The sequence below is a fragment of the Yersinia massiliensis CCUG 53443 genome, from assembly GCF_000312485.1.
GTDB lineage: Bacteria > Pseudomonadota > Gammaproteobacteria > Enterobacterales > Enterobacteriaceae > Yersinia > Yersinia massiliensis.
This window is the reverse complement of sequence record NZ_HE997643.1, coordinates 1,789,322-1,809,744: the sequence shown is the minus strand read 5'-3', so window position 1 is coordinate 1,809,744 and position 20,423 is coordinate 1,789,322. Positions and strand designations below refer to the sequence as shown.

The following is a 20,423-nucleotide window of genomic DNA, read 5'->3' as shown; positions in this document are numbered from 1 at the left end:
CGACGATCTATATCGCCAGAATGACTGAGATTATGATCAGGGAAGATGATGTCATGAAGTTAATGTTTGCTTCTGATCTGCATGGTTCACTGCCCGCGACTGAAAAGGTGCTGGCAATTTTCGACCAAAATGAAGCGCAATGGCTGGTGCTATTAGGCGATTTACTCAACCATGGCCCGCGTAACGCGTTGCCGGCGGGCTATCAACCCGCAGCCGTTGCTGAGTGTCTTAATCCCTACAAAGATAAGATCATTGCTGTGCGTGGAAACTGCGACAGCGAAGTCGATCAAATGCTCTTACAGTTCCCTATCATGGCCGGTTGGCAGCAGATAATTATGCCAGAAACGCGTTTATTTTTGACGCATGGTCACCTTTATCATCCAGAGTCACTTCCTCCGTTGCGTAAAGGGGATGTCTTAGTTTATGGTCATACTCACCTTCCGCAAGCAGAGTGGCAGGAGGATGTGATTTGCTTCAATCCGGGTTCTGTCAGCATCCCTAAAGGGGGATTTCCTGCGAGCTATGGCATGCTAAACAAGGGTGTTTTACAGGTTTTGACCCTACAAAATGATGAACTTGTCGCCCAGTTGGCATTGAAAAAATAGTCGGCATTGAAAAAACAGTTAGCATTTACAAAACAGTTAGTATTTACAAAACAATAAGATAAATCGTTATTTACCCTAGAGAGGCGGGCGCTTACCAGACTGCGGCCACTCGAGAAGGTCATTTCTTGATTAACAATTGCGCGCGTTTCATCGCGCCTAGATAGAAGGTTTTAGAGGATGGTGGAGCAAAATCCAGCAGCAGTCATCGAGTGGGTTGATATTGTTGATGAGCAAAACGAGGTTATTGCTCAATCCAGTCGTCAACAAATGAGAGCTCAGCGACTACGCCACCGTGCTACCTATATTGTGGTGCATGATGGAATGGGCAAAATTCTGGTACAACGCCGTACTGAGATCAAAGATTTCTATCCCGGCAAACTGGATGCCACCGCGGGCGGCGTCGTGCAAAGTGGTGAAAATTATCTCGACTCAGCTCGGCGTGAAGCAGAAGAAGAGTTAGGCATCGCAGGTGTCCCCTTTGCTGAACATGGGCTGTTTTACTTTGAGGAGGATTGCTGCCGTGTTTGGGGGGCATTATTCAGTTGTGTGTCTCACGGCCCATTTGCGCTACAAGCTGAAGAGATAGATGAAGTCCGTTGGATGCTGCCGGAAGAGATCACTGCGCGTTGTGACGAATTTACACCGGATTCCCTGAAAGCCTTGTCACTGTGGCTGACCCGTAACAACGAACAAGACTACGGTAAAATCACCCCACGCGAAGATTGATTTTAACGTGATGCGAACCTCCCAACCTGCCTAGTTTAGGAGGTCGATTTAGACCTGATGAGGTGATTCATTCACCTCAATATCAGGCTAGAACATGCTGGCGAATAGCGGCAGCAATGCCCGGTTGTTCATTATCGGCAATAACTAAATCGGCTCGTTCTTTGATAGCATCAGCGCTGTTACCCATCGCTACGCCCAGACCGGCACTTTCCAGCATACTCAGGTCGTTAAAGTTGTCACCGAAGGCGATGACGTCGTTCATGCTCATGCCCTGAGATTCAACCCACCGTTGTAAACGCATCCCTTTGCTGTTGCCCGCTTGCGCAATATCCACCTGATCATGCCATGACCATTCACAGGCTAACCCCAATTCACCCTCAACCATGGTCGCGAATGCATTAAGCTGCTCGAGATTGGCGTGAGACGTGGCGAATTTCCAGATGTCGGTGGCGCGGTGAGCGGCGTCTAACAAGCTGTTGACATGGAGCAATGTCGGGCGTTGCGAGGCAGGCAAAGACTCAGCCCAACTCAGTGAACGAATGACATGGCCGCTGGTTTGCTGATAGAGCATCGCATCATCCACATACATCAGACCGTGAATCTGAGTTTGCTCTAACAACTGAAGCACTTGCACCGCTTGATTAGGGGCTAGCGGGTTAGACTCCAGCACTTTTTTGGCATGATAATCATAAAGATAAGTGCCGTTGCAGCAAATAGCGGGCGTATCCAGTTCTAGCGCCTGATAAAATGGATGGATAGCGACATGATGTCGCCCGGTGACCACCACGACTTTAATGCCTTCAGCACGTGCCTGTGCCAGTGCAGATAAAGATTCAGGCAGAATACGTTTTTTGTGATCCAGTAGTGTTCCATCCAGATCCAGTGCAATTACGCGATATTTCATAGCAGTCCAGACTCATTGAAAGGGCGAGTGAGATAGTCAGTATCAAAATGATTTTCTGTATCCTATTAATGGATAGTACACCGGATAAGCAACTGATTAAACCAGACTGTTTATTCGCTAAGAATAAGCAGGGTAAGTTTTATGTGTGCGACGCGAGAGTGTTGTTATGCCCAGCCAGTCAGGTAAGCTAGGCTAAAATAAGGTGTTAAAATCGATATTGGGTTAAGGCCGGCTTTGCTGAATCAGATAAAGACGGCCAAACAGTATTGCTCAACAGGTTCGACTAAGGAGTAGAGATGAAGCAAGTGGTTTACGTGGCAAGCCCAGACAGTCAGCAAATTCATGTCTGGCAATTAGATTCCGCTGGCGCATTAACGTTATTGCAAACAGTGGACGTTCCGGGCCAAGTGCAGCCGATGGTCATCAACCCGAATCAACGCCATTTGTATGTTGGGGTTCGCCCTGATTTTGGTATTGTCAGCTACGACATCGTTGATGACGGCACGCTGATCGCCGCGGGTATGGCACCTCTGCCAGGTAGCCCGACTCACATCGGTACCGATTTACAGGGGCGTTTCCTGTTCTCTGCTTCTTATAGCTTCAACTGTGTCAGCGTCAGCCCTATTGATGAGCATGGCGTGGTACAAGCTCCTATTCAGCAGCTAGATGATTTGCCAGCACCGCACTCGGCGAACATTGATCCAACCAATCAGATCCTGCTCGTCCCTTGCTTGAAAGAGGATAAAGTCCGGCTATTTGACTTGAGCGAGGATGGTAAGCTAACGCCTCATGCTCAGGCGAACATTCAGGTAGCCGCTGGCGCGGGGCCGCGTCATATGGCGTTCCATCCCAACCAGCAAGTCGCTTATTGCGTCAACGAACTCAATAGCTCCGTCGATGTATACCAAATCAGTGATAACGGTCAGGAATACCAACTGATTCAAACACTGAATGCCATGCCGGCTGATTTTACTGAGACCTGCTGGGCAGCAGATATCCATATCACGCCAAATGGTCGCCATCTTTATATCAGCGATCGTACGGCTAGCCTGCTGAGTATTTTCAGCGTATCGGAAGACGGGCGTAAGATTTCATTGGTTGGCCATCATCCGACCGAAGCACAACCGCGTGGCTTTAATATCGATCACAGCGGCCAGTTCCTGATTTCTTCTGGCCAAAAATCTGATCATATCGCCGTTTATCGCATTGATCAGAACAGCGGTGAACTGACAACATTGAGCCGCTATCCTGTGGGTAAAGGCCCAATGTGGGTCAGTATCTTGGCGCAATAAGTCATTTTATCGGCCGCGCTGCATACGGGCAGTGTGCATTATCCTCATGTATGACGTGAGGGTGACTGTGCACTGACCGTTTGCCGATGGGATTACAGCGATACTCTAGATTCCGTTCAACGACTCCATGACTGCGCTGGCGACAGCATCAGCCAGTTTTGTTAGCGCCTCAGGCGAAATAACATAAGGCGGCATCAAGTAAATCAGCCGACCAAAAGGCCGGATCCACACGCCTAGCTCAACAAATCTGCGCTGTAAACGGGCAACGTTAACCGGTGCTTTCATTTCGACCACCCCAATAGCCCCCAACACCCTGACATCCGCGACGTTAGCCTGTTTTGCCAGTGGCAATAACCCCTGCTTGAGCTGAATCTCGATGGCGCTCACTTGCTGTTGCCAGCGATTCTCTGCCAGCAGCGCCAGACTGGCGCAGGCGACAGCACAGGCGAGCGGATTCGCCATAAAAGTCGGCCCATGCATAAAGCAGCCAGCATCACCATGACTGATGGTTTCCGCCACCTGACGAGTGCTTAACGTGGCGGATAAAGTGAGATAGCCGCCCGTCAGTGCCTTACCTAAGCAGAGAATATCGGGCACGATCTGCGCATGTTCGCAGGCAAAGAGTTTGCCAGTGCGGCCAAAACCCGTGGCAATTTCATCTGCAATCAACAAAATCTGATGTTTATCGCACAGCGCTCTCACCTCACGTAAATAAGCGGGGTGATAAATTCGCATCCCACCCGCGCCTTGCACGATAGGCTCCAGAATGACTGCGGCAATCTCGTGGGCATGCTGCGCTATCGTTGCGGCGAAATCGGTGATGTCCTCAGGGTTCCATGTGTCATCGAAACGGCATTGTGGTGAGGTCACGAACAGATTTTCCGCTAAATAACCCTGATACAAACTGTGCATTGAATTTTGCGGATCACACACTGACATCGCGCCGAACGTGTCGCCATGATAGCCATGGCGCAGCGTCAGAAATCGCTGTCGCCGTTCTCCTTTTGCCTGCCAGTATTGCAAGGCCATTTTCAGTGCGACTTCGACCGCCACTGAACCCGAATCGGCTAAAAATACGCACTCCAGCTCAGCGGGCGTCATGGCGACTAACTGTCTGCAAAGTGCAACCGCAGGTGGATGGGTAATGCCGCCAAACATCACGTGTGACATTTTATCTAACTGCTGATGCGCGGCTTGATTGAGGGCGGGATGATTGTAACCATGAATGGCTGACCACCAAGATGACATACCATCAATCAATCGCCGACCATCCGCTAATTGCAGCTCCACACCTTCGGCGGCAACCACCGGATAGCAAGGGAGTGGGTCGGTCATTGAGGTGTAGGGGTGCCAGATATGGCGTTGATCAAAAGCCAAGTCAGAAGGTGTCATGAGAATTTGTTGTAAACCAAATTGCAGTAAGAATGGTTGACAGTATAGCGAGTTTATTTACACTGACGACACTTTTTTCTCTTCTTTGGAGAAGTCGTAATGGCAAATTATACTCGCTGGACAGTGGGGCAAGCCCAAGCCCTGTTTGAAAAACCGTTATTAGATTTATTGTTCGAAGCACAATGTATCCACCGCCAACATTTTGATCCCCGCCAAGTACAAGTCAGTACTCTGCTATCGATTAAAACCGGTGCTTGCCCAGAAGATTGCAAGTATTGCCCCCAAAGTTCACGCTACAAAACGGGTCTGGAAAGCGAACGCCTCATGCAAGTCGAGCAAGTCCTCGAATCAGCGAAAAAAGCCAAGGCCGCAGGTTCTACTCGCTTCTGTATGGGGGCGGCTTGGAAAAATCCTCATGAGCGAGATATGCCTTATTTGGAGAAAATGGTCGAAGGTGTCAAAGCGATGGGGATGGAAACCTGCATGACACTCGGGACGTTGGATAAGCAACAAGCGCACCGGCTCGCAGACGCTGGCTTGGATTACTACAACCACAATCTGGATACCTCGCCTGAGTTTTACGGCAGCATCATTACCACCCGCAGCTATCAAGAACGATTGGATACCCTCAGCGAAGTGCGTGATGCCGGCATCAAAGTCTGCTCTGGTGGCATCGTGGGACTCGGGGAAACAGTCCGTGATCGCGCCGGACTGTTGGTACAACTGGCGAATCTACCGAAGCCTCCTGAAAGTGTGCCCATCAATATGCTGGTCAAAGTGAAAGGGACCCCCCTTGAGAACAATGACGACGTAGATGCTTTTGAATTTATCCGTGCCATTGCGGTGGCGCGCATCATGATGCCGACTTCTTACGTCCGCCTATCTGCTGGACGCGAACAAATGAATGAGCAAACACAAGCCATGTGTTTTATGGCCGGTGCTAACTCCATTTTCTACGGCTGCAAACTGCTCACCACGCCGAATCCTGAAGAAGATAAAGACCTGCAACTGTTCCGTAAGTTGGGGCTGAATCCACAACAAACCGCCACCGAACAGGGGGATCGCGAGCAGCAGCAAGCGCTGACTCAGCAACTTTCCCATGGTGATTCATCCCCTGAGGACCGCGTCCAATTCTATAACGCGGCGGTATGATGAGCTGGCAAAGCAAGATAGAACAGGGGCTGCAACAGCGGCGCGATGCTGCCGCCTATCGGACTCGTCAGGTTAACTCGGGGGCGAATGGCCGTTGGTTACAGTGTGGCGAACAGCGCTATCTCAACTTCGCGGGCAATGATTATTTGGGGTTAAGCCAAGATGCGGCGGTGATAGCAGCATGGCAGCAGGGCGCGCAGCGCTACGGTGTCGGCAGCGGCGGTTCAGGTCATGTGACCGGTTATAGCCAGCCTCATGCTCAATTAGAACAACAGTTGGCCGATTGGCTCGGCTACCCACGAGCACTGCTATTTATTGCCGGTTACGCCGCGAATCAGGCGGTGTTAGCTGCGCTGATGGGGGCCGATGACCGCATATTGGCTGACAAACTCAGCCATGCGTCCTTATTGGAGGCGGCGGCACACTCTCCGGCTCAACTGCGGCGCTTTGCACATAATCAACCGGATTCACTGCAAAAGTTGCTGAATAAGCCCTGTGTCGGTCAAACCTTGGTGGTCACGGAAGGCGTTTTTAGTATGGATGGCGACAGTGCGCCGCTGACCGCTTTGCAGCAACAGACCACCGCTGTTGGGGGCTGGCTGATGGTCGATGATGCGCACGGCATCGGTGTACAGGGCGACGGCGGTCGTGGCAGTTGCTGGTCACAAGGGGTAAAACCCGATCTACTCGTGGTCACTTTCGGCAAGGCATTTGGCCTCAGTGGCGCGGCGGTTTTGTGCCAAGAACCCGTGGCTGAATATCTGCTGCAATATGCTCGCCACCTCATTTATAGCACCGCGATGCCACCTGCACAGGCCGTTGCGTTGCAGGCTGCACTCTTGCGCATTCAACAAGGCGATGACCTACGCCAACAACTTCAGCAACGTATTGCTCAATTTCGGCGTGGTGCGGTGGATTTACCGTGGCAATTAGGGGCTTCAGAAACCGCCATCCAGCCGCTGTTGGTGGGGGATAACCCACAGACATTAGTGCTGGCAGAAAGGCTACGCGCCGCAGGGCTATGGGTGACGGCCATCCGTCCACCCACAGTCCCGCCGGGGGGAGCCAGATTGCGAATTACCCTGAGTGCTGCGCATCAGCCGGAAGATATTGACCGATTACTGGAGGGGCTGTATGGCGCTAGTCACTGAAAACCCGCGGGCATTTGTTGCTCAGCATACCGACGTAGATCCGCAAACCGAAAGCCTTGATAAAGCTGCGCCTACAGATAAAACCGTCGTTGCCAGAAAAGCTGTCGCAGTCGAAAAAACGGTCGCAGTCGAAAAAACGGTCGCAGTCGAAAAAACGGTCGCAGTCGAAAAAACGGTCACAGTCGAAAAAACGGTAACGGTAGACAAAACCGCGATAGCGGCGGCTTTTAGCCGCGCCGCGGGCAGCTATGACACAGCGGCAGATTTACAGCGCAAAACAGGCGAGACATTGTTGGGGCTAGGCCAACAGCACGCGGGGGTATCGGTGCTGGATGCAGGATGCGGCACGGGGCACTTTAGCCGTCGCTGGCGTGAACTCGGCAAGCGGGTGATTGCATTCGATCTCGCGGCGGGCATGTTGGATCATGCACGACAGCAGCAGGCCGCTGACGACTATTTGCTGGGGGATATCGAACATATCCCGCTGCCGGATCACGCTATTGATATCTGTTTCAGTAATCTGGCGGTGCAGTGGTGCGCTGATTTACCTGCGGCATTGGCCGAACTCTATCGCGTCACGCGCCGTGGCGGCATCATCCTTTTCTCTACGCTGGCAGCAGGTTCGCTCGATGAACTGGGGCAGGCGTGGCAACAAGTTGATGGCAGACGTCACGTCAATGATTTCTTATCCCTCCAGCAAATCGGTGCGGCTTGTCAGGGCTATCGTCATCAGCTAACACCACAACGCTATCAACAACAATTTCCAGATGTGATAGCGCTTATGCGCTCGCTACAAGGTGTTGGTGCCACGCATTTGCATCAAGGGCGTGAGGCTGGGCTAAGCGGCCGCCAGCGCTTGGTGGCCTTGCAGCAGGCTTATACCACACAAGCGGGACAGTATCCGTTAAGTTACCATTTAGTTTATGGGGTTATCTATCGTGATTAAACGCTGGTTCATTACGGGTACTGATACCGATGTCGGTAAAACAATCGCCAGTTGCGCATTATTGCAAGCCGCTGCCAGTGAAGGTTACCGGGCTGTCGGTTATAAGCCGGTTGCCTCCGGCAGCCAAATAACGGTCGACGGATTACGTAATAGTGATGCCTTGGCACTGCAAGCGAACAGCAGTGAAAGATTGCCTTACTCGCAGATAAACCCCCTGACACTGTTGGAAGCGACGTCGCCGCATATTGCCAGCGAAAGTGAAGGGTGCGAGATCCATCTGTCAGCCTTATCACAAGGCTTACGCCAACTTGAACAACAGGCAGAATGGATTTTGATTGAAGGGGCGGGAGGCTGGTTTACGCCACTTTCTCCGCAAGCGACCTTTGCCGATTGGGTACAGCAGGAACAATTGCCGGTCATTATGGTTGTTGGGGTCAAGTTGGGGTGCATCAACCATGCATTGTTGACGGCCTTGGCTATTCAACAAGCGGGTTTGACCTTGGTCGGTTGGGTTGCCAATGAGGTGATTCCGGCGGGGACGCGGCAAGCGGAATATCTGGCAACATTAGTGAGGATGATCGACGCACCACTATTAGGCGTGATTCCACATCTGGCTGATCTTGGCGCATTCCCTGCCACTGAACGCCGCGATCTGGGGACCTACCTAGATTTGAGTTTATTACCACCGCCAACCCGTTAGCCGCTCATAAGGGCTCGCTTGTTTTCAGGGCTAATCGCACGTCTTAGCCCTGAAAATAGTGAGTTCTGAATATCAACTGGCTAAATGCTCAATAATCATTCCTTCATCCAATTGATCCACGGTTCCTTGTGCCACATTTCTCCCTCCTGCCATCAAACAGAATCTATCTGCAACATGACGAATGAGCGGTATTCGATGCTCAACTAATAACACGGTCAGGCCCAGACTGCGGCTAAGCTGATGCAGAATATTGCCCATATCTTCACTCAATGGCGGCAATGTATCGCTACCGGGTTCATCAAGGATGAGCAACTCTGGTTCAGCGACCAAAGCTCTGGCAATCGCTAGTTGCTGTTGTTGATAGCGAGTGAGCTCTCCACCACGCTGGCTGCGTCTGTCATACAGTTGGGGGAATAAGTCAAACACCCAGCTTGGGATATGGCGTGATTTATGGCGGCCAGCTAACACTGCGATCAACATATTCTCTTCGACACTTAATTGAGAAAAGATCTGCTGTCCTTGCGGAACATAGCCAATGCCCAGCGCGGTACGCCCTTCAACAGGTTGCTGCAGTAAGTTTTGTGGCGGTTCATGATGGGGTTGCCATGTCATAGTGCCACTCTTGATCGGCAAATGCCCCATGATGCAATTAATTAACGTCGTTTTCCCTACGCCGTTGCGTCCAATAAGGCAGGTACATTGGCCGCGAGGAAGTTCTAGGTTGATATCCCAAAGGATATGGTTCTGACCATAGTATTGATTTACTGCGGTTAAACTCAGCATCAGTGCTTCTCCTCAGTCGATCTCAGTAGTTCACAGGTGACCCGGTGTTCTGTAACGGCTAGTGAAGAATTAACCAGCAAATCTGCATACTAAAAAGCGGCAGTACAGCATAAAACACCGCGCTTATGTCGCGTGGTTGTCAGTGTAAATTGAGGTAAATTCATTAAGTAGCGGTATAAAAGTCCCTCAATGCGTTATTTTGACTCATTATCACTCTGCTAATCGGATCATTCGCAGCCAATTGACCGTCACAAAAGTTGAGATCATTTCGCCTCTCATCTATCCGTTGAGTAGAGATCCTCTGCTTCATCATAAAGTAAGCAACTCTTGGGCCAAGTTGAACGTCTGCACAATAAAACCCGTATGTTAATAAGCTGTAAATGATTTTGACGTAAGACTCTCGTGTAAAGAGCCTGGGTCTGTGGGGCAGAAGGCGCTAAAGGGTGAATTGGTTGCACCTAAGCGGTGCTTTGGTGGAGATAATGGTGCAGAAAAAGTAGAAAGGCGCGAACGGCTATTTTTGAGACTTACAGGATTAAACATTTAGAATTAGCAAGCTGAGTATTTAGTACTAATTGAAATATGTGTTGAAATAAAAATGTAAAAAAAACACTAAAAAAGCTAATTAATCCCTATTTCATCTCGAAGCTTTGCTTTTCGCCAACTCCCAGCCCCTATGGGGTTGAATGAGTTATCCACCATTCCTGTGGATAACCTTGTGCATTAGCCATAGAAAACTGAAGGCAAGCGAGAGCGGACGCGGCTTACGACTCAGTTGTCCGGATTCTCTACTTTTCTAAAATGATATTTATTTTCAATACGTTAATTAAAATCAAGCGTCCAGAAATTATCACTAAGGCTGATGGTTGAACTTTAATCAATTAGCTATCGCTAATGTGTTTATGTTAACAGTTGGGGATAAAAACACTTTTACAGTGCAACTTGCGTCAATATGCCACTGTAACGAAGCAACTCATCGCACGATTAAAGAAATTCCCACATATTGGTGCTTGAAGCTGGTTTTATATCCAGTATCATAGGGGTGGCAAAATTTTATGGGGCTTTCATAATTAGCCTCCTGACAGTGTATGTTTCTCCGGCGGGTAACAAATTCATGAGTAAATCATTCAAACTACATTCTGAGTTTAAGCCAGCAGGCGATCAGCCTGAAGCCATCCGTAAACTGGAGGAGGGGCTGGAAAATGGTCTTGCCCACCAGACGCTGTTAGGGGTCACGGGATCAGGTAAAACCTTTACGGTTGCCAATGTGATTGCGGATTTGAATCGGCCGACGATGGTACTGGCACCCAATAAAACGTTGGCCGCCCAGTTGTATGGTGAGATGAAAGAGTTCTTCCCTGATAATGCGGTAGAGTATTTCGTCTCCTACTATGATTACTACCAGCCTGAAGCCTACGTCCCTAGCTCTGATACCTTTATCGAAAAAGACGCCTCGGTAAACGAACATATCGAACAGATGCGGTTATCTGCGACTAAAGCATTGTTAGAACGGCGAGATGTGGTCGTCGTGGCCTCTGTTTCAGCCATTTATGGTTTGGGTGACCCCGACCTTTACCTGAAAATGATGCTGCATCTGACGAAGGGCATGATCATCGATCAGCGCTCAATATTGCGCCGCTTGTCAGAATTACAATACAGCCGCAATGACCAAGTTTTTCAGCGGGGTACTTTCCGCGTTCGTGGTGAAGTTATCGATATCTTCCCAGCAGAATCAGATGAATGGGCGCTGCGGGTAGAATTGTTCGATGAGGAAGTGGAACGGCTCTCGATATTTGATCCCCTCACCGGCCAATTGCAACAGGAAGTCCCGCGCTTTACGGTCTACCCCAAAACGCACTACGTCACCCCACGTGAGCGTATTTTGCAGGCAATGGAAGAGATCAAAGTCGAGTTGGCGGAACGGCGTAAGGTGCTGCTGGAGAACAATAAACTCATCGAAGAACAGCGCATTACTCAACGTACTCAGTTTGATCTCGAAATGATGAATGAATTGGGTTACTGCTCAGGCATCGAAAACTATTCCCGCTATCTCTCGGGGCGTGGGCCCGGTGAGCCGCCACCAACGCTATTCGATTATCTGCCCGCTGATGGTTTGTTGATCGTCGATGAATCCCACGTCACGATCCCGCAAATTGGTGCCATGTACAAAGGTGACCGTTCACGTAAAGAGACATTGGTGGAATATGGCTTCCGGTTACCCTCTGCGCTCGATAACCGGCCGATGCGTTTTGAAGAGTTTGAGGCTTTAGCGCCGCAAACCATCTATGTCTCGGCAACACCGGGTAAATATGAACTGGAGAAATCCGGTGGTGACGTGATTGATCAAGTGGTGCGGCCAACGGGGCTGCTTGATCCGATCATTGAAGTGCGACCTGTCGCGACACAGGTCGATGACTTGTTATCAGAGATTCGCATCCGTGCTGCGATTAACGAGCGGGTGCTGGTGACCACGTTGACCAAACGTATGGCCGAGGACTTGACCGAGTATCTGGTAGAGCATGGTGCACGTGTACGTTACCTGCATTCAGATATTGATACTGTTGAACGGGTTGAAATTATCCGTGATTTACGTTTGGGTGAGTTTGATGTGCTTGTGGGTATCAACTTGCTGCGTGAAGGTTTGGATATGCCTGAAGTGTCATTGGTCGCGATATTGGATGCCGATAAAGAAGGTTTCCTGCGCTCTGAACGCTCCCTAATCCAGACCATTGGCCGCGCGGCACGTAACCTCAACGGAAAAGCTATTCTCTACGGTGACCGCATCACGGCATCAATGGAAAAAGCTATTGGTGAAACAGAACGTCGGCGCGCTAAACAACAAGCATACAACGAAGACCGTGGCATTATTCCGCAAGGGCTCAACAAGAAAATTGGCGACATTCTTCAGCTCGGTCAACCTTCTACCCGTGGCAAAGGGAAAGGGCGCAGTAACAAAGTGGTTGATACCCATGATTATCAATCCTTGGCACCGAAAGCGCTGGATCAGAAAATCCGTGAGCTGGAAGCAAAAATGTATACCCATGCGCAGAATCTGGAGTTTGAACAGGCCGCAGAATTACGTGATCAGGTCCATCAGTTGCGCCAGCAGTTTATTGCCATTTCCTGATAACCGCCTATTTATCGCTTGTTATTGCTTGAACTGACAACGCGGGCGGCAATTGATTTGGAAAAGGTCAATTGGCAAAGGAAAGATAAATTGGCATTTACTGCTTGTCGCACCCACCAATCCTGATTAAGGTGTGCGGCTGATAAAATTGTCACCGAATAACGCGTGAGATAAAAAATGAGTGATCACTTGTCCAAAGATCCATTGCACGGCATTACGCTGGAGCAATTGCTGACCAAGTTGGTGGAACATTACGGCTGGGAAGAGCTGGGATACCGTATCCAGATCAACTGTTTCACCAGCGATCCCAGCATTAAATCGAGTTTGAAGTTCTTGCGGCGCACGCCTTGGGCTCGGGCTAAAGTCGAAGCGCTCTATATCCATATGATTGAAAATGCAGCTTTACGCGCTAAATCTCAGCAGTAACGATTTCTTCGCATTAACATTTTCAAGCTGTTACACGTCGGGCCAAGCTGTAACACCTCGGACATAGTTATGCGGATCCTGCGCCACCTAACTGCTGCAAAGTCGCTTCCAGTGCTTGACGCAATAACTCGCGATCATGGCGGTAAGGGATATCTTTGGCTTCCAAGGGTTGCTGGATAATAATTCTGTCAGTGACCCCACTAATATCAATCCTTGGGCTAACGATGGCGGCATCAATTATCTTGCGGCCAATCTTGCTTTCCATGATGGCCAGCTTTTCTTGTAGTGATAATTCCGCCGCCGCCACACTGAGTTCACGACCTAAATTACCAATATAAATCATGCTGGCAGAGCTGCGGCGCAAAGCCTGCGTCAAATCATCTAACAGCAAGAGCGGCATCAAACTTGTCAGAAAACTACCTGGGCCAATTAAAATCACATCTGCCTGACCGATGGCTTCAATGGCTTCTCGAGTGGCATGGACATGAGGTGAGAGCAACATTTCTTGTGGCATGTGCGCCAATTGGTCGATATTCACTTCCCCATAGACCGGATGCCCTTCGCTATCGATAGCCAGTAAATCGACGGGATGCTCGGACATAGGAATTAGCCAAGCATCTACCTTCAGCAAGCTGCGCACGAGATTGATGGCTTCAATGGGACGAATGCTAAGGTGATCCAGCGCCTTAAGCATCAAATTCCCCAGATTATGGCCTGCTAATTCACCGTTACCGGTAAAACGATACTCAAACATTGCGGAAGCCACACTGGGCTCCGTAATCAATTGGTTAAGGCAGTTTCGGGTATCGCCCCAAGCAATGCCGCCTTCTGAGCGGCGTATACGCCCTGTTGAACCGCCATTATCCGTTGTAGTGACAATGCCCGTTAGGCGTGAGCCTAAAGAGGAGAGGGCTGACATTACTCGACCCAAGCCATGACCGCCGCCAAGTGCAACCACCCGATCGAGATCCGCTAATGTGCGATTTCGCATATTTTCCTGCCTAAAAAGTGTTACTTAGCTTTAATAGCATATACCCATCATTTTCAATCAGTCGCTGTTTCAAATTGTCGAAAGACTGTCTTCTTAGCTAAGCCTTGAATCTTTTGGATAACGCAAATGGTGCAATTGCTGCATAAGTTAACGGATTTACCGTTAAAACGCGATAAAAGCCATGATTTACGTGATTTTAAACAAGGTATTAGCGGGCAATTAATTTACTGTTAATAACACGGCATTGTGCTTCCTAAGTCGTTGTATATAAAAATATATAGCAAAAAACTGAGGTTGGCTATCCTGCCGTTTTAGCGTTAGAATCTCTGTGAAAAGTAGGGTTTTTAGCGTTTAGTCGTCTTGATGTCGGCACGTGCCTGACTTTTTTAAACCATGGTTCAGCAACAGTCACTGATTGTCTCTGAACATAAACTCCTAGCCTTGGTGTCTAAGTTGTCTCGTTGGATGAATAGCGAACAATATGATGCGTTGGCCGTGGCTTTAAGCCACCAGGGTGCGAGGTAGAAATGCCTGCATCTCCCGTATTTGGAAAGGTGTTATGGTACAACTTACTGACGCATTTGCGCGCAAGTTCTATTATTTGCGCCTATCAATCACCGACGTGTGCAATTTTCGCTGTACCTATTGCCTGCCGGATGGTTATCGCCCTGACGGGCAAAAAAGTTTTCTGAGCCTTGATGAAATAAGCCGCGTCAGTCGCGCCTTTGCTTTGTTAGGGACGGAAAAAATCCGCCTGACGGGCGGTGAACCCTCTATGCGGCGTGATTTCACCGATATCATTGCGACAATCCGCCAAAATCCTGCGATACGCACTATTGCTGTGACCACTAATGGTTATCGCTTAGCCCGTGACGCCATGCAATGGCGAGAGGCAGGGCTAACCGCTATTAACGTGAGCGTCGACAGCCTCGACCCACGGCAATTTCATGCCATTACTGGGCAGGATAAATTCCATCAAGTCATGCAAGGCATTGATGCCGCCTTTGAGGCTGGTTTTGACAAAATCAAAATCAATGCTGTGCTGATGCGGGATGTTAATGATCGCCAATTAAGCGCCTTCCTTTACTGGATTAAATCCCGACCGATCCAACTGCGATTCATCGAGTTGATGGAAACGGGAGAGGGCGGCAATCTATTTCGCAAACACCATGTTTCCGGTGGCGTTATCCGCCAGCAATTACTCCAGCAAGGTTGGCAACAGCAAGAGCGTGCTCGCAGTGATGGCCCCGCTCAGGTATTCCATCACCCTGATTACTTAGGGGAAGTGGGGCTTATCATGCCATATGAGAAGGATTTCTGTGCCAGTTGTAACCGCTTGCGTGTCTCCGCGCTGGGGAATTTGCACTTATGCTTATTTGGCGAACAAGGCATTACGCTGCGTGACCTGCTGGGTAGTGATGATCAGCAAGATGAATTGATGATGAGAATTCAGCGTGCCCTGCAAACTAAGAAGCAGACCCATTTCTTGCATGAAGGCAACAGCGGTATCACGCAGAATTTATCGTTTATTGGCGGCTAACGCCTTTTAACATCAATATTGGCGACTGATGTCTTCCAACATCAATAACGAAAATAATGAAAATAATGACAAAACTCACCCACATCAACGCCGCCGGCGAAGCCCACATGGTCGATGTATCTGCCAAAGCAGATACCGTACGCGAAGCGCGAGCCGAGGCCTTTGTTGAAATGCACGCCGCGACACTGGCAATGATCATTGACGGCAGCCATCACAAAGGCGACGTTTTTGCCACTGCGCGTATTGCGGGCATTCAAGCGGCAAAACGAACTTGGGAATTGATCCCATTATGCCACCCACTGCTACTGACCAAAGTGGAAGTGCAGTTGGAAGCTCAACCTGAACACAATCGGGTACGTATTGAGTCCTGCTGCCGTCTGACCGGTAAAACCGGCGTAGAAATGGAAGCCCTAACCGCAGCGTCGGTCGCGGCACTCACCATCTACGATATGTGCAAAGCGGTGCAAAAAGACATGATTATTGGCCCAGTACGCCTGCTAGCAAAAAGCGGTGGGAAGTCTGGTGATTTTAAGGTGAACCCATGATTCAGATTCTATTTTTCGCTCAGGTTCGTGAACTGGTGGGAACCGATAGCCTGCAACTGGCGGCGGAGTTCCCCACCGTCGAGGCATTGCGACAAGCGCTGTGCCAACGAGGTGATCGCTGGCAGTTGGCCCTCGAAGAGGGCAAGTTACTCACCGCGGTCAACCAATCATTGGTGAGCGGGCAACATCCGCTGGTGGCTGGTGATGAAGTGGCCTTCTTTCCACCGGTGACGGGGGGATAATGATGGAACACACTCGTATTCACGTTGGACCTGAAGCCTTCAATGTCGGTGATGAATATCAGTGGTTATCGCAGTGTGATGAAGACGGCGCAGTCGTGACATTTACCGGTAAAGTTCGCAACCACAATCTGGGCGAGAGCGTCAGCGCACTGACACTGGAACATTACCCCGGTATGACGGAGAAAGCGCTTGGCGACATTATCGCTGAAGCGCGCAGCCGTTGGCCCCTACAGCGAGTGACGGTTATCCACCGTGTCGGGCCGCTGTTCCCCGGCGATGAAATCGTCTTTGTTGGTGTCACCAGTGCGCATCGTGGCATGGCATTTGATGCTGCTGAATTCATTATGGATTACTTAAAAACGAAGGCACCTTTCTGGAAACGGGAAGCCACTGCTGAGGGCGAACGTTGGGTTGAATCACGCGATAGCGACCATGCTGCCGCCAATCGCTGGTAAATCATACGTAAACCCATGTAAAGATTAGCGCTAAATACCGATTTTTACTCCCGTATTGAGGGTGTTTCTGTGTTAGTCTAAAAGAGTCGGTGGGCTGTCAGTCGATAGCCTGTTTCATTATTTATATGCATAAGGTAACTACCATGGATCGCTATCCACGCTCTAATGGTTCTATTGTCGAACGTGCCAACTCTGGCATTCAGGCATATATGGCGCAGGTATACGGCTGGATGACCTGTGGTCTGTTATTAACGGCGGTTGTCGCTTGGTACGCAGCGAATACACCTGCGATACTTAATTTTATTTTCTCCAGCCAGATTACATTTTTCGGGCTAATCATTGTTCAGTTGGGCTTGGTATTTGTTATTTCAGGCATGGTTAATCGCCTGAGTGGTTCGATGGCAACCAGCTTGTTCATGCTCTATTCCGCGTTAACGGGTCTGACGTTATCCAGCATTTTGATCATGTATACCGGCGCGTCAATTGCTAGCACCTTTATCATCTGTGCGGGTATGTTTGGTGCGATGAGCTTCTACGGCTATACCACCAAACGCGATTTGAGCGGTATGGGCAGTATGCTGTTTATGGGCCTGATCGGGATCGTATTAGCCTCGATTGTGAATATCTGGCTAAAAAGCCCTGCGTTAATGTGGGCAGTGACTTATATCGGTGTGCTCGTGTTCGTTGGTTTGACTGCATACGATACCCAGAAGCTGAAGAATATGGGTGCGCAGTTGGATCCTAACGACAGAGATAGCTTCCGTAAGTATTCCATCGTTGGCGCATTGACGTTGTACCTTGATTTCATCAACCTGTTCTTGATGCTGTTGCGGATTTTCGGCAACCGTCGTTAACAAGGGTTGGCCAGTTGATGCTGGTGAAGTGAAGTTCTGATGAAGGGCACCTGCGGGTGCCCTTTTTGTTTTTGTGTCAGGGAGCAATCAGCACGTAGATTGAGAACCCGTACCGGCATAGCTCAACCGGCACGGGGTAGAACTATCAGAGAACTTACCAGGAATAGCTGACCGTTGCGGTGGCAACACGGCCACTGCCATAGAAACAAGCGGCCATTTGTGCGCAACTGGCGACATATTCTTTGTTGAAAACGTTGTTGACGTTGACTTGCAAACTGGTGCCTTTCAGAGAAGGGACTGCTTGCCCAAGTTCATAACGCATCATCCAGTCATACAGGGTCACTGCCGGGACTTTAAAGCTGTTCTTCGCATCTCCCCAACTGGTGCCGATATATCGCACACCCATACCGGTGGATAAACCCTCTACCACACCTTTATCAAAGGTATACATTCCCCAGAGTGAAGCAGAATGACTCGGTGTACGGGCTGGCATTTTATCTAATTCAGCCAGTGTTTTGGTCTCACGCACTTTCCCTTTGGTGTAGGTATAAGCGGCAATCAGGTTGATATTATCGTTAATCTCACTGTTTAACTGGGTTTCGATACCCTGAGATTGCACTTCGCCAATCGGGACGTTATAGGCTAGCGCCTGATCGTATTGGCTGATGTTTTTCTGGCGCAAATCATACAGCGCGGTGGTCAGCATCGTGCTGCTACCCGGTGGCTGATATTTGATGCCGATTTCAACCTGACGTGCGGTCACTGGGTCCAATGCCCCCGTCCCTGGTGCGCCTTTGGCGGTACTAGGTTCAAATGAAGTACTGTAACTGGCGTAAGGAGAAATACCGGAATCGAAGGCATACAGTACGCCAGCACGGCCAGTGAAAGCATGGTCGTCTTGCTGATCATGAGTGGCGGTCTTACGGTACTGGTTTTTTAGCTGTGACCAGTCATAGCGTCCAGACAGCAGGAAGTTCCACTTATCCAGCTCAATCTGATCTTGTAAATAAACCCCGACTTGATCGAGTTTGGTCAGGTCGCTGCTATTGAGTGACAAATCACTGTCCTGAATATTCAGGCCATAACTCGGCGATACCCAATCCAGATTGTATTTTGGCTGTACCGTTCCCATAAAGAATTGGCTATCGATACGGGTGCGTTTGTAATCTAATCCAGTCAGCACGGTATGGTTCAATTGACCGGTCCAGAAATCAGCTTGCAACTGGTTATCAACGGCAAATTCACCGGTTGTCTGTCGCTCGATTTGCGGGCGACGGGTCATGGTGCGGTTATCGGCGAGTAAATCCATAAAGACCAGATATTTATAGTCTTGTTTGTTATAGCTGTAGCGCAGATTCTGGCGGAATTTTAAGGTGTCATTGATGTAATGCTCAAGCGAATAACCAACAGAAGTTTGTTCACGCTCAGACTGATCAAATGAGGGGTCACTGACATTAAAATCATAGGGAATTTTGCCGTAGGCAGTGCCAAACACTGTGCCCGTTGCGGGTAAGAAGTTACGCGAACCGGCTTTTGGCTCTTTCTGATAACTGGTCAGTAAAGTAAAGGTGGTGTCTTCGTTCGGGATAAAGGTTAACGCAGGCGCAATCGCAAAACGTTCCTGTTTAAAGGAATTAACCGCATCATCCTGAGTTCTGCCAATGCCATTCAGGCGATAAAGCACTTTGCCTTCATCATCCACTGCACCGCCAAAGTCGAAAGCGGCTTCTGCCAAGCTGTTATTACCCGCACCGACCTGAACTTTATGAATGCTTTCTGCGGTCGGGCGCTTGCTAACCATATTGATTAAACCGCCTGGGTTGACCTGACCGTACAGCACGGAGGCAGGGCCACGTACCACCTCAATCCGTTCCAACAACCAAGGGTCAATTTGCCCCCCACGACGTGCGCCACCCAATGAGTTATAGCTCAAACCATCAAGAAAACGCGGTGCGTAACCAAAACCACGAATGATAACTTCATCATTCATATTAGAGCCGCCCCGATACTCGGGTACGACGCCTGCGGTGTAGCGCAGAGCTTGTGCGACAGAGGTTGCACCTTGGTCTTGTATTTGCTGAGCGGTAATAACAGAAACTGACTGTGGTGTGCGGATTAGCGGGGTATCGGTCTTGGTGCCGGTGGAGCTATTTTTAGCAACGAAACCATCATCTTGTTGCCCGCTGCCCGTTTGGGCAACCACCACCAGCTTATCTTCTTTCGACGCAGTGGCTTCTTTAGCGGTGGTCGCTGCGGAAGCTTGAAGGGAAGGCAATAATATTAATGCTGAGGTGAATAATAAGGTCTTTGATTTGCAGCTTGCCCGAAATGGCAATTTTGTTGATCTCTTCTTGCCAGAAGTTTCAAACATGATTTATCCCTATCTAGAAACACAAAAATATACCCTCGGAAACTATTGGGTATAGGTCTGATTTAATGAGTTATATAAAAGATTTCTAGCCATTCAATCATTAGCCGCACCACACCGCGCCCATGCCAAATGCGACAAGAGAGTGACACCCCAGAAAGAATGCGCACTATGTTATTGCAAATAATAATTGTTCTCAATAGAATTCGTATTCTCATAAGAAT

19 protein-coding genes and 1 riboswitch are annotated in these 20,423 nt (G+C 49.5%); of the genes, 14 read left to right on the top strand and 5 right to left on the bottom strand.

The window, feature by feature from the left end; translation table 11 throughout:
• Nucleotides 1–53 precede the first annotated feature (53 nt).
• Together yfcE and yfcD are read left to right on the top strand one after the other, a co-directional pair.
• Nucleotides 54–605, top strand: a complete 552-nt coding sequence (yfcE, locus tag BN68_RS08165; RefSeq protein WP_019210681.1) for a phosphodiesterase — start codon at nt 54–56, stop codon at nt 603–605.
• Between the two features lie 177 nt (nt 606–782).
• On the top strand, nt 783–1,331 hold the full coding sequence (yfcD, locus tag BN68_RS08160; protein ID WP_019210680.1) for an NUDIX hydrolase YfcD: 549 nt from the start codon (nt 783–785) through the stop codon (nt 1,329–1,331).
• Nucleotides 1,332–1,413: 82 nt separating this feature from the next.
• On the opposite strand, the gene BN68_RS08155 is transcribed toward yfcD, so the two are convergent.
• Nucleotides 1,414–2,235, bottom strand: coding sequence for a pyridoxal phosphatase (locus BN68_RS08155; RefSeq protein WP_019210679.1), 822 nt, complete (start codon nt 2,233–2,235; stop codon nt 1,414–1,416).
• A 296-nt stretch (nt 2,236–2,531) separates the two neighbouring features.
• On the opposite strand from BN68_RS08155, the gene pgl reads away from it, so the two are divergent.
• Nucleotides 2,532–3,527 (top strand): 6-phosphogluconolactonase, encoded by a 996-nt coding sequence (gene pgl, locus BN68_RS08150; RefSeq protein WP_019210678.1) that lies wholly within the window; start codon nt 2,532–2,534, stop codon nt 3,525–3,527.
• 105 nt (nt 3,528–3,632) lie between these two features.
• On the opposite strand, the gene bioA is transcribed toward pgl, so the two are convergent.
• Nucleotides 3,633–4,919, bottom strand: a complete 1,287-nt coding sequence (bioA, locus tag BN68_RS08145; protein ID WP_019210677.1) for an adenosylmethionine--8-amino-7-oxononanoate transaminase — start codon at nt 4,917–4,919, stop codon at nt 3,633–3,635.
• A gap of 99 nt (nt 4,920–5,018) precedes the next feature.
• On the opposite strand from bioA, the gene bioB reads away from it, so the two are divergent.
• The 4 genes from bioB (at nt 5,019) to bioD (ending at nt 8,868) form a co-directional block, all read left to right on the top strand.
• Nucleotides 5,019–6,071 carry a biotin synthase BioB gene (gene bioB / locus BN68_RS08140; RefSeq protein ID WP_019210676.1) on the top strand — a complete coding sequence of 351 codons (1,053 nt, stop codon included), beginning with the start codon at nt 5,019–5,021 and terminating at the stop codon, nt 6,069–6,071.
• Nucleotides 6,071–7,222, top strand: a complete 1,152-nt coding sequence (gene bioF / locus BN68_RS08135; protein ID WP_019210675.1) for an 8-amino-7-oxononanoate synthase — start codon at nt 6,071–6,073, stop codon at nt 7,220–7,222. The genes bioB and bioF overlap by 1 nt, the downstream gene beginning before the upstream one ends.
• 214 nt (nt 7,223–7,436) lie before the next feature.
• Complete coding sequence (gene bioC / locus BN68_RS08130) at nt 7,437–8,168, top strand: malonyl-ACP O-methyltransferase BioC (RefSeq protein WP_042806569.1); 732 nt, start codon at nt 7,437–7,439, stop codon at nt 8,166–8,168.
• Nucleotides 8,161–8,868, top strand: a complete 708-nt coding sequence (gene bioD, locus BN68_RS08125) for a dethiobiotin synthase (protein ID WP_042806431.1) — start codon at nt 8,161–8,163, stop codon at nt 8,866–8,868. The genes bioC and bioD overlap by 8 nt, the downstream gene beginning before the upstream one ends.
• A 72-nt stretch (nt 8,869–8,940) precedes the next feature.
• Here the strand turns inward: bioD and BN68_RS08120 are convergent, their stop codons facing one another.
• Nucleotides 8,941–9,651 carry an ABC transporter ATP-binding protein gene (locus BN68_RS08120; protein WP_019210672.1) on the bottom strand — a complete coding sequence of 237 codons (711 nt, stop codon included), beginning with the start codon at nt 9,649–9,651 and terminating at the stop codon, nt 8,941–8,943.
• 1,114 nt (nt 9,652–10,765) lie between these two features.
• Here BN68_RS08120 and uvrB point away from each other — a divergent pair.
• Complete coding sequence (gene uvrB / locus BN68_RS08115; protein ID WP_019210670.1) at nt 10,766–12,778, top strand: excinuclease ABC subunit UvrB; 2,013 nt, start codon at nt 10,766–10,768, stop codon at nt 12,776–12,778.
• A 177-nt stretch (nt 12,779–12,955) separates the two neighbouring features.
• On the top strand, nt 12,956–13,204 hold the full coding sequence (locus BN68_RS08110; protein WP_019210669.1) for a VF530 family protein: 249 nt from the start codon (nt 12,956–12,958) through the stop codon (nt 13,202–13,204).
• Nucleotides 13,205–13,271: 67 nt separating this feature from the next.
• On the opposite strand, the gene yvcK is transcribed toward BN68_RS08110, so the two are convergent.
• Nucleotides 13,272–14,195: a uridine diphosphate-N-acetylglucosamine-binding protein YvcK gene (gene yvcK / locus BN68_RS08105; protein ID WP_019210668.1), complete on the bottom strand. Its 924-nt coding sequence runs from the start codon at nt 14,193–14,195 to the stop codon at nt 13,272–13,274.
• Between the two features lie 420 nt (nt 14,196–14,615).
• Nucleotides 14,616–14,768: riboswitch (molybdenum cofactor riboswitch) on the top strand.
• On the opposite strand from yvcK, the gene moaA reads away from it, so the two are divergent.
• The 5 genes from moaA (at nt 14,755) to BN68_RS08080 (ending at nt 17,831) form a co-directional block, all read left to right on the top strand.
• Nucleotides 14,755–15,735, top strand: coding sequence for a GTP 3',8-cyclase MoaA (moaA, locus tag BN68_RS08100; RefSeq protein ID WP_019210666.1), 981 nt, complete (start codon nt 14,755–14,757; stop codon nt 15,733–15,735). (Overlaps the previous riboswitch by 14 nt.)
• A gap of 65 nt (nt 15,736–15,800) precedes the next feature.
• Entirely contained in the window at nt 15,801–16,280 is a 480-nt protein-coding gene (gene moaC / locus BN68_RS08095; RefSeq protein WP_019210665.1) for a cyclic pyranopterin monophosphate synthase MoaC, read from the top strand.
• A complete protein-coding gene (gene moaD / locus BN68_RS08090) occupies nt 16,277–16,522 on the top strand; it encodes a molybdopterin synthase sulfur carrier subunit (RefSeq protein WP_019210664.1) in 246 nt (81 codons plus the stop codon). Before moaC ends, moaD begins: the two co-directional genes overlap by 4 nt.
• A 2-nt stretch (nt 16,523–16,524) precedes the next feature.
• On the top strand, nt 16,525–16,977 hold the full coding sequence (moaE, locus tag BN68_RS08085) for a molybdopterin synthase catalytic subunit MoaE (RefSeq protein WP_042806568.1): 453 nt from the start codon (nt 16,525–16,527) through the stop codon (nt 16,975–16,977).
• Between the two features lie 143 nt (nt 16,978–17,120).
• Nucleotides 17,121–17,831, top strand: a complete 711-nt coding sequence (locus BN68_RS08080) for a Bax inhibitor-1/YccA family protein (RefSeq protein ID WP_019210662.1) — start codon at nt 17,121–17,123, stop codon at nt 17,829–17,831.
• Between the two features lie 154 nt (nt 17,832–17,985).
• On the opposite strand, the gene BN68_RS08075 is transcribed toward BN68_RS08080, so the two are convergent.
• Nucleotides 17,986–20,202 carry a TonB-dependent siderophore receptor gene (locus tag BN68_RS08075; protein WP_019210661.1) on the bottom strand — a complete coding sequence of 739 codons (2,217 nt, stop codon included), beginning with the start codon at nt 20,200–20,202 and terminating at the stop codon, nt 17,986–17,988.
• Between the last annotated feature and the right edge of the window lie 221 nt (nt 20,203–20,423).

Coding starts and splice junctions, on each gene's coding strand:
- moaA (WP_019210666.1), top strand. CDS start 14,755: ATGGTACAACTTACTGACGCATTTGCGCGCAAGTTCTATTATTTGCGC.
- moaD (WP_019210664.1), top strand. CDS start 16,277: ATGATTCAGATTCTATTTTTCGCTCAGGTTCGTGAACTGGTGGGAACC.
- BN68_RS08110 (WP_019210669.1), top strand. CDS start 12,956: ATGAGTGATCACTTGTCCAAAGATCCATTGCACGGCATTACGCTGGAG.
- yvcK (WP_019210668.1), bottom strand. CDS start 14,195: ATGCGAAATCGCACATTAGCGGATCTCGATCGGGTGGTTGCACTTGGC.
- bioF (WP_019210675.1), top strand. CDS start 6,071: ATGAGCTGGCAAAGCAAGATAGAACAGGGGCTGCAACAGCGGCGCGAT.
- BN68_RS08075 (WP_019210661.1), bottom strand. CDS start 20,202: ATGTTTGAAACTTCTGGCAAGAAGAGATCAACAAAATTGCCATTTCGG.
- bioB (WP_019210676.1), top strand. CDS start 5,019: ATGGCAAATTATACTCGCTGGACAGTGGGGCAAGCCCAAGCCCTGTTT.
- bioA (WP_019210677.1), bottom strand. CDS start 4,919: ATGACACCTTCTGACTTGGCTTTTGATCAACGCCATATCTGGCACCCC.
- yfcD (WP_019210680.1), top strand. CDS start 783: ATGGTGGAGCAAAATCCAGCAGCAGTCATCGAGTGGGTTGATATTGTT.
- BN68_RS08080 (WP_019210662.1), top strand. CDS start 17,121: ATGGATCGCTATCCACGCTCTAATGGTTCTATTGTCGAACGTGCCAAC.
- moaC (WP_019210665.1), top strand. CDS start 15,801: ATGACAAAACTCACCCACATCAACGCCGCCGGCGAAGCCCACATGGTC.
- moaE (WP_042806568.1), top strand. CDS start 16,525: ATGGAACACACTCGTATTCACGTTGGACCTGAAGCCTTCAATGTCGGT.
- BN68_RS08120 (WP_019210672.1), bottom strand. CDS start 9,651: ATGCTGAGTTTAACCGCAGTAAATCAATACTATGGTCAGAACCATATC.
- BN68_RS08155 (WP_019210679.1), bottom strand. CDS start 2,235: ATGAAATATCGCGTAATTGCACTGGATCTGGATGGAACACTACTGGAT.
- uvrB (WP_019210670.1), top strand. CDS start 10,766: ATGAGTAAATCATTCAAACTACATTCTGAGTTTAAGCCAGCAGGCGAT.
- pgl (WP_019210678.1), top strand. CDS start 2,532: ATGAAGCAAGTGGTTTACGTGGCAAGCCCAGACAGTCAGCAAATTCAT.
- yfcE (WP_019210681.1), top strand. CDS start 54: ATGAAGTTAATGTTTGCTTCTGATCTGCATGGTTCACTGCCCGCGACT.